The 8566-nt window shown below is 50.7% G+C and carries 2 protein-coding genes; both read right to left on the bottom strand.

What is annotated here, in order from left to right; all coding sequences use genetic code 11:
* Positions 1 to 143: 143 nt before the first annotated feature.
* A complete protein-coding gene (locus M5G20_RS08315; protein WP_273918744.1) occupies positions 144 to 1322 on the bottom strand; it encodes a restriction endonuclease in 1179 nt (392 codons plus the stop codon).
* Positions 1323 to 1619: 297 nt separating this feature from the next.
* Positions 1620 to 8072 (bottom strand): ATP-binding protein, encoded by a 6453-nt coding sequence (locus M5G20_RS08310; RefSeq protein WP_273918743.1) that lies wholly within the window; start codon positions 8070 to 8072, stop codon positions 1620 to 1622.
* Positions 8073 to 8566: the final 494 nt, after the last annotated feature.

Raw genomic sequence — 8566 nt, 5'->3', positions numbered from 1 at the left:
TTTTCAATCAGCGCCGACATGCAAGCCAGCGTGACCGTGGCGGCAATGTACGAGGTACGGGCAGAGCCAGCCCGTACACCACTGGCTATTCAGCATCCACGCGTATTCACCGAAGTCCCACGGAGCTGGCTACTCAAGGTTTATCACATCGACAATCTAAAATGCTCAATCTTATTTCCAAGTATCTGCTCTGGGGCTCGCCCATCCGATTTCGCCAGGAGCATTGCGATGACATCCTCGTCGTCCAGCACGACGATCATCTTTTGATGAACAAGCCACTGTTCTCGCAAAGTAACCTCGCACCCAGACGAGTCACCACCACTTCTAGAAAAAATCAATCCAAATAAACCTGCACCGTGCGATTTTAGATAGTTTGCGATCTGCAAAATATCTTTCTTCCCAACTTTTTTTGTGTAGTTTTTAGCATCAACTACAACATAATCCGCTGAGTACCTTCCCCTTAAAAACGCCCAAAAACCGGCATCTGCATAGTTAGGCATTATAAAGTCCCGCCTATTGGCCTTAGAGTTATCAGACAACTCAGGGATTGGCTCAATTAAAGGAGGCGAAAACAGATGACCTAATATTTCGCCAACTAGCTTCTGATAAACATAGCAGTCCTTTTTCCCCGGATTACAAGACTTGATACTGGAAATGAAACCTTCCTCTATTGTCAAGGCACCCGACCGACCCGCATGAGTTACAACGGCAATCTTGAAAATACTTTCCGGGACTTTATCAATAACTTCGAAAAATTCTCTCGACAGAAAATCCAAGTCCCACACTTCAATATTCGCGGCCTTCAAAGTCTCTAAAGCGTGCTCAGACAATGTTGCCGGAATTGCAAGAACCAGCTTACCATCTTTATTGACCTCTCTATACCTAGCAAAAACCTCTAATATTTTTTCAAGTTGCCCGGAACTATTAGGCGGAGAAACTTTACACTCGATGATTAAGCGCTCAGTGCTTACTCCTACTTTTCTGCTAGCTAGAATGTCAATTCTGTAGCGCATATCTCGACCAAGCAATACATCCTGTTCGACGTGCTGATACGAACTGTGTTCTTTCAAAACGCTTATCAAAAAGCGTTCAAACTCCATTCCCCTTAAGCTCCCCCCATCCTGTACGTTGTATTGACAATCTGGATGATGCGGGCTTCTTACCGTGGTGCGAAAGAACGGAGCTCGGGTTGAACTGGTTACCGAGCTAAGTATAAGTTCCACCTCGCAGGAGGGGCAGCAGTACTTTTCTAAGCCATCGAAACCGCAAGCTTGTTGAGCAGTTATAACCGACTTTGTTTCTACATTTTTTGCAACCTGCATGACATCCCCGCATGACAAATTAAACTAATATTAAACAGAATAATTTTGAATACTTTCAATTCAAACCAATCACTGCCAAAACTAAAGACACAAGACAAAATTCTTTTGAAATAAAACCGCTAGGTGCATTCGAGACTAGGCAGCGGCAAGCTCCTTTAAACGACAATAATAGGTTTTTAGGATACTTTTTGACACTGCTCGATGTGGATTTTGAGGGAGCTTGGGCCTGAGTGTTTGCAATGTTCGAAGCAGCTTGGGCAAGGTAAGCGCAACTCGCATTGATCAAAGCCCTCTTAGTCACCAGCGCGATTTATACAGGTGATTAGTAAGGCCCGCGAAGTATTCTACGTCTAGTGATCTGTCGATGCGTATCACCGCCACAGAATGGGTGTATGTGCCGCTGTCCTGGTAGTTTTTTTCGTAGCGCTGAAGGTTTATGAGTATGAGAAGGTCCTTGTTTTCCGCAACCAGGATTTTTTTGAGCTCCACCCCCCCACACAAAAGACGCATGCCAGAGGTTGCGCCACGGTCCCTGGTGTCAGAATTGCGGCCCCAGGCTTCAGCTCGGAGAACCTCATTGCCAAGCTTATTCCGCCAAACTCTACCGAATTGGTCATCCTTCGTAATGTTACAGAGAGCACGATAAGCGCTGGCTAGAAAGGGTCTTGTGTTGGCAATTGAAACGCCATAAGGATCATGTTCGTCGAGCCTAGCTTCGCTGTGAGGACTAACGACCCAAGGTGTGTATGCTTTCTTTTCGCCCCAATGCGCCTCCTCTTCACTCTCTTGAAAAACCGGTATCCAGACGCTCATCGGATCTTCTTCAACTAGCTTATGTGCAAGTTGATAGGCCTCCGAGGATTGGGCAAGGGCCGAGGAAATACGGATTCTGATGTTATCAGCGGAGAACCAACGGCCATCAATCACTAATTGCTCCGCTACCCGCCCCCCCTCAAGTCCGACAATTTGCTGGATCTGATCCCGAGAGCCCGTCAACTCAAGGCCTTTCGTTACTGACTCCAAGAGGAGCACACTGGTATCTAATGGCGTCGCGTCAGTGCCGTCCGATAACCACAGCCCATCATCGCGGGTGAGTCCATAGCGACCAAGCCACTCGTTCCATGGATCGTCATACCACCAAGCATCTGTTACAGGCTGGGTAGCCAATAATTTACCAGCAGCAATGAACAAACCGTGCCAGCCCAATTGATGACCATAGGTGTCGTACTCTGAGGAAGCTCCATTTCCATTACGCGAGCTAGACTCGCGCCCTCCAAGCTCATACATCGTGCTAGCTCGAGGATCGAGCTTCTGCACGATGCCCGATATCATGTCTGCAACTTCCCAACAGCCGATGCTGAACACGTGGCCAAGGCTGTCTACGTCTTCCTTCTGAAAATCATGCTCTAAATGAAATTCAAACGGCGGCTTATCCACATTCTTAGCCCTGCCCTGATAGAAATCTCCACCCTTCCTGGATTTGTTTAGTAAACGTGGAAAGGGCGATGTAGGCCCCTTTTTAACTATGCGAAGAATTTTTGAAGGGAGAGACAGTTTTCCCGCCATATGGCAGGCGAGAAGAGCCTTGGCAGCGTAGCATTGCATAAGCACATGGGGGGCCTGTGCTTCAGTAACTACGGCCAAAAGTTCATTTTTGTAATGTGCAACGCGTTCGGGGTAGTCCAGTGCCATGCGTGCAAGCGCGATTAAAAGCCATAATCGAGCATGCAAATAAAAGAATGTGAGTTCAGGAGCCTGAAAGGCTCCGGCGTCGATGGCCGCCGTATGACGAACGACGCAATCGACAACGTCCCATCTTCCGAATTTGGCAAAGCTCCGAAGAGCGTGCGCGGCACGCCACCGATCAACCGCTCGTGGCGACCCAAGCCTGCGCCAGATCAATCCACCTGCGACCTCCCCTACTTCATTTGACGGGTATCCACCTGGATGTAGCGGACCATCGTTGACACTATCAGCGAGTCTCGCAGCGTCACTAGAAAGCAACCGTTGGAGGGCAAGCTGTGCCTGTCCAGCTTCTGCGGCAGGGGCGATATGTGATGCGAACGCCATCCACGCGGAACCATCGACGGTGGTGTCTGGCCGAGCAAAGATTTTGATCACTTCCAAAACTAATTCAGCTTTGGATACGCCGGTGAATTCAGAAATCTCTTTTACAGAGGAGCCTGACAGGCGACCGTTGTCTATTAGGTCATCGGCATGAGCGCGAACCATCGGAAATGCGATTTCCTTGAAAACCCTCGCCAACGTGGCAGAAGACCTAGCCCAAGCGCTTTTAGCCTCTTGCAGCTCTGCGAATTTCCAGTAGAAGTAAAGACTCTCAAGCGCAGCGACGTTGCGTACATAGTCGCCGCGACCTGAATAGGGGACTTTCGATCGCAGAGCGGCGAAGAATTCTGCCTTCAAGTCATACAGGTTCTCGAGTGCATTAAATGCAATTATGGCTTTGACCAGAGATTCCATATCCAACGGGTTCGTCTCAGCGGCGATACGAGCAAGTTCTTCTCGATTTTGCTCATCACGTTGTGCCATCACCTCGCGATGTGCTGAATCCGATTCGCTGTCGGAGCTGCTCCGCCGATTAAGAGTGTCTCTCACAATCGCATAATGTTTACGAGCAGAGCTCATGCGGCAGGTAGTTTTATGCGACGTACCAAGAGACTCTTCGGCGAGAGCTCGTAAAGTATCGACCGTGCCATCACTTGCCCAGGTGGGGTTGTCTTCCTCAAACTGCTTGATAAGCTCCAAAATAGTCACAGGCTCTGGCCCGGAGCGTTCGCGTAATGCGCTGGCAAATTCCTTCGTACCGGCGAAGTAATATTCCACAGGGTTGGCCAGTCGGTTTAGCGCGAGAGCTTCAGTTGCATCAATTTTGCCGGCTTCCAGAAGCCCGGTCAGGTACGGAAGCAGCGTATTGTCCAGCCCGATCTTGTTGCGGTCATCCCAGCGACTAAGTTTTGCCAGGCCACGGACACCTGCTGTCTTGGCAAGTCCCCGGCCAAAGGCTCCCCAAAAAAACTTCTCCGGCTCCTCCCCCATATTCAGTTCGCAGAGATTGGTCAGCGTGTGGAAGTCATTCTCTGCCAGCTCGTTACCTTTAATCTGGGATGCGAGCAGTAAAAGCTCGTTCGTAAATTGATAATCGCCTGAGCCAATAGCATCCAATTGCTCTAACCCATCGTGAAAATAGGTCGACGCCTCCTCGATGCTTGCTGGCAACATCGCACGGGCAAGTTCACCGTATAACGATGCGCGATAGTCAACTTCGTCTTCGCTTTCAATTAACGCGCGAGCTCTCATTGCCTGTTCGCCCGCGAGCACATGCAGGTCTGGTCTTTGGGCCAGAATGGCGACGATTCTGATGGAGTTGTTCGCTCCTGCAATATGGTCGTGCATGCCCGTCAGCAGGCGAATCACCGACTCCTCTCGCAGTTCGGTTCGCGTAGCAAGGGCGAAGAGTGCTGCTTCGAGTCCTATAAGGCTGAAGAGGCGATCAGTGTCTTCACTACGGTACGCATTGCGATTTTTACGAGTCTGCTCCCACGCCTCGATCAGCGCTACGAAGCACCTATCTACGGTCCTACTGGATGCGGAAATGACCGCACTCATGGCCGACGTAATTGATAACAGAGGCTCAAGACGGTTTTCGATGAATTGTTCGGCGCTGCGTTGCTCGTCATAACTCATACCAGTCGCTTGCTTGCCGGCCACGATATCATTACGAGGCAGGCGGGCCACTTTGGAAAGCTTTTGCTTGGCGCTTTGTCTAAAGGACTGTCCAGTTACTGACTTGGGTATGCGCGAGCAAATGGCGACGAGCTCTTTCGGTAGGACGTCTTTTTCGTGCACTGATTGCTGCTTCGCCGCCGCCAAAAGAGCTGCCTGGCAAACATGGGAGAAAACAGTTTGATAATTGAATGCATCGCGAAAATTCCAAATGCCTGCTCGGGTGTGCCGAATCAGTCGGGAAATTTCCAACGCGTCTTTGCCAAAACCTAAACCTATTGAAATTGCGGTGGCCTTCCGCAGGCCATGCTCCAGATGATCTTCTTGATGCCGGCTATGCTGTTCACGCAAATCAATTTTTTGAGTAACTTTACAAAGCGTGGTGAGTTTGACAACGATCCTTTTACGTTTTTCCTTGGAAAGGGGAGCAAAGGACAGAGCCGATGTGAGAGGTCCAATTCCGGTCAGTGCGTCGATAAAGCGCCCAAGTTGCCGGGCAGGTTTTCTCGGGATTGCTTGGCTGATGAAGGCGCTTGAAATGATGAAGTTACACAGCTCATACGCGTACCAAGTTTTCCAACGCTCAAGGTAGCGCGCAGCGTCGATAGCTCGGCCCTCAACCATATGAAAAAGCGGAATAGCTGCAATGTCGGGATGGTCAGGACCTGTTTCAGGAGCGCTGTAATCCCGTCTGGTTCGCAAAAAATGATTTATCCATTCTTCGGCGGCGTGAACGTGACGATGAGCCTCCCCTAGTTCGCCCGAAAGTGTGTGTAGGATTGCCAATCGCGCATGCCTCGTGCCGGGCCAGCTTGTGCGAAACTCGAACAATCTGCGTTTTGCGTCAACATCGAGGGCTGCGGCTACTAAGTCGGGATGATCGAGAATGTAGTCAGCGCCGCGTTGGTCAACGGCTGCGATAGTGGAGAGTTCAACCAGCAGTTGAACTAAGCGGTCATAGTCTTTTTTCAGCGCGGCATGAAGTGTGGCAGCCTTAAGACGTGCATAGCGCACATTTCGCTTGCCGATGGAGCTGGTGATTGACGAAGGGATTCGCTCATCAAAAGCTAGAGAAAACAGCTGCTCACTTTCGTCTAGTTCTTGAAGGAGCCTCGGCAGCGACCTTGCCGCATAGACAGAGGTGTCTTGACTGGCAAGTAGGTTTGCAGCTACGCGGTGGAGGGCATCACGAGATGTTGCATACCGCTTGTGCACCAACGTTTCAGTTGGCTCATCGCGAAACATCAACCCATGACTGGTGCGCTCAAGTAAGGGGCTTAAGTCCGAGGCGAAGCTCTCGACCGCGCTGACGTCAAGACCGTGAGCTGTTGCGAACTCTTCGAGCGGGACTGGGGGCGGTAATACGGCTAATCCCGCAACAAATGCATTGATCTCCTTTTCTTCGCCGCCTCTTTCTAAAGCGGCTTTCAGTGCGTCGGTGATCCGCTGCTGAATGAGATCATCCAATTCAATTTCTTTGCTTATCTCCGAGGGAGCGAGCAGTTCCCGACCGCTCGAAAGTAAATAGCTAAGTACCCGAGCATTTCCTGCCGACCTCGCTTGGGCCACGTCGATTTCCACGTGAGACAGCTGCTTTAGACGCGCCTTCAGAAAAGACGTCGTCTCTGCCTTGGTGAAAGACTTTAGTAACAGCTCGTCATACTTGGCATAGGTCTTCGGTTTTCGTTCAGTTCGGCAAGAAAGTATGAGGTAAACACCGGGTATCGGATCCGTATCCAGACTTTCTAGCAGCTTGATCGGAAAACAGTCTTCACTGCACTGACGTGCAGCAAATTCGGCATTGTCGATAGCATCAATAAAAATTACGAGTTGCCGGCCTGGAGTCGTTCTAGCGAGTGTAGCGACCGCTTGCACAAGCCGACGCCGGACAGTACTTAACAAAAATTGCAAATCCGGACTGTCGGGCAATACCGGATCACAGAGGCCACGAAAGGCAAGGGTATTTGCAATATGGATTAGACCGCGTTTAGGTTGATGCCGGGCATCTTCAGGAGAGCGGTACGCACCACCACCAAAGCAGTCAAAGAAAACAACTTCGTGGGTGGCTGAAGTCCGGGTGGCCAACGTATTCATTAGTACAGTCTTACCCACCCCTCCTGCGGCATGAATCAGCAATGGAGTAGTTGTATTAGCTACGTGTGCCAAGGCATCGGATAGCTGCTCGCGCTCAAGCACCTTGCCAACATCGACAAGTGCTGATTCGCACGGCAATAGGTCCTTAGGATCACTAATTTCCAGCGCGGCCAGAAGATCAGTGCGGGTAATGAGGTTACGTCCGGTCCCGGCAAATCCGGCCTTGTCTCGCACGAGTTGTTTTAGCCCTCCAAGGCGTGCGGCTGCGACAGGATCGGTACCAGCTGCGGACCAGTCGACCACCAGGCTTGCGAGCTCCTGTTTATTTCGGGGCAAACTACCTGACCGCCCCAAGATACTTAACTTTCTCGCAAACGCTACGAGAGCTCGACCGGTGAAGCCACATGCGGTTTTTAGTTGCACAGCCTGTTTTTCAACATCGCCCGTACAGGTCTTGCCGGTTGCGATAGCTTCCAGAGCCTGAACCAGCGCCTCACTAACTGGCTGGTTAGTTGTCAACTGGAAGTCGAGCTTTTCTTCTACTTTCTGCGCGCCATACTTCGCCTTAAAGTCACGATAAGTATCGGCGAATTTCTCTACGGTTTTCGTCGCGTTGGCCGCCCTAAAGCCCTTTTCCTGGTCGGCTATCGAATACTTGAACTGAGCAAAAGTCGTCCTATCGGCCTGATCGAATGTAGAGCCACCGCCGAAATAAAGCGTGACATCAGCGACCTCGACCGTGGTGCCGCTTGCGTCCTCTTGATCCTCAGGAGATAGGCCCTCAATGGCCAGTGCGGACAAATTGCTGTCGGGCCACAGCAATTGCATAGACTTACGTGCAGTCCATGCCTCATGAAATTCATGGCCATCGCGAGAAGCCCTGACTTTGTCTATTTTGTGCTTCCCCGCCATAAACTCTCCCTCAGTTGAAGCTTCATAGGCGTTAAAAATACCGCATCACCCAAGCAGATTGATGGGGGTTAGCGCCCCAAGGTTGCACGTAATAACTTATCCCGGTACCAAGAACGATCCCCCGCTTCCTCGTTCAATCAAATGTATTAACACTTGAGCACTCGGTCAAAAATCCCGTAATAACGCCAGTCACGATAGCATTGATGCACACTTGATCTCGGACCGGAGCGCACCTGAACCATCGGCTAGCGTCCGAGCAGAGTACGCAGCTGAGCATTAGGCAAACACCCACTCGCGGGCATTCTCCTTGATCCGCTTCATTTAGGATGTCCGTGACCAAATCTCGGACCGCACCAAGGATCTCATATCGTTGAGCCATCGTGCCTACCGACGCAATTGCCGGCGGATTCTACAGTGGCTCGGATTTCAAAGGCTGTCCCATAGGTTTTAGTCCTTGGACCAGCACCACAACAAGGCAGATCGTTTAAATAGGT

The organism is Pseudomonas sp. TNT2022 ID1044 (genome assembly GCF_028656895.1).
GTDB lineage: Bacteria > Pseudomonadota > Gammaproteobacteria > Pseudomonadales > Pseudomonadaceae > Aquipseudomonas > Aquipseudomonas reinekei.
The sequence above is the reverse complement of the archived record's forward strand: the minus strand, read 5'-3'. Positions and strand labels throughout refer to the sequence as shown.

Bases quoted from the DNA above. Each gene is read 5' to 3' on its own strand.
- M5G20_RS08315 (WP_273918744.1), bottom strand. From the start codon at position 1,322: ATGCAGGTTGCAAAAAATGTAGAAACAAAGTCGGTTATAACTGCTCAA.
- M5G20_RS08310 (WP_273918743.1), bottom strand. From the start codon at position 8,072: ATGGCGGGGAAGCACAAAATAGACAAAGTCAGGGCTTCTCGCGATGGC.